Raw genomic sequence first — 671 nt, forward strand, 5'->3', positions numbered from 1 at the left:
CCGTTCGAGGCGACGAAGCGGGTGGTCGGCGGCATCGTGCTGCTGCTGGGCGCCTGCCTTCTTGCCCCGGTGCCGCTGAGCAATGTCCTGCCCGCCCTGGTTATCACGCTGATCGCCTTCGCGTATCTGGAGGAGGACGGCCTGCTGCTCTGCGCCGCGCTGCTGGCCGCACTCTCCATCCTTGCGGCGACTGGCATCGTCATATGGGAAACGGCAAGTGCCACGGGCTGGGTGCCCGGCCTTCTCTGAGCGGGAGGCTGCGCGCGGCGAGGGACCGCAGTCGAAGACAACACCGCAGGAAGGGATCTCGTTGTGACGGTCATTGTCTCGGTGAAGATCAACGACGGCATCGTCATGGCCGCCGATAGCGCGGGGTCCATGGAGAGCGGACAGATCTACGCACACGCGCACAAGATCGCCAATCTATGCGAAGGCCTGTCCATAGGAGCCATGTCCACCGGATCGGGTGGCATCGGGAACGAGTCTGTCGAGACCCTCCTCAAGGACCTGCGGCGACGCTTTGCCGGTCTCAGCGCGGACCACGGGGATTGGCGGCTCGATCCCGAAACCTATACGGTTGAACAGGTCGCAGACCGCTTGCGCAGCTTTCTCTTCGAGGAGAAGGCCGCGGTCTGTGCGGATCCGACGAACATCCAGCTGCGGGTCTGCGG

2 protein-coding genes are annotated in these 671 nt (G+C 64.7%); both read left to right on the plus strand.

What is annotated here, in order from left to right:
* On the plus strand, positions 1 to 249 hold a 249-nt coding region (locus tag GXW76_RS26320), incomplete at its 5' end, for an exopolysaccharide biosynthesis protein (protein ID WP_211864940.1).
* Positions 250 to 312: 63 nt separating this feature from the next.
* Positions 313 to 671, plus strand: a 359-nt coding sequence (locus GXW76_RS26325) for an Ntn hydrolase family protein (protein WP_211864941.1), incomplete at its 3' end; no start/stop codon positions are given.

Source organism: Neoroseomonas soli (genome assembly GCF_018129065.1).
GTDB lineage: Bacteria > Pseudomonadota > Alphaproteobacteria > Acetobacterales > Acetobacteraceae > Neoroseomonas > Neoroseomonas soli.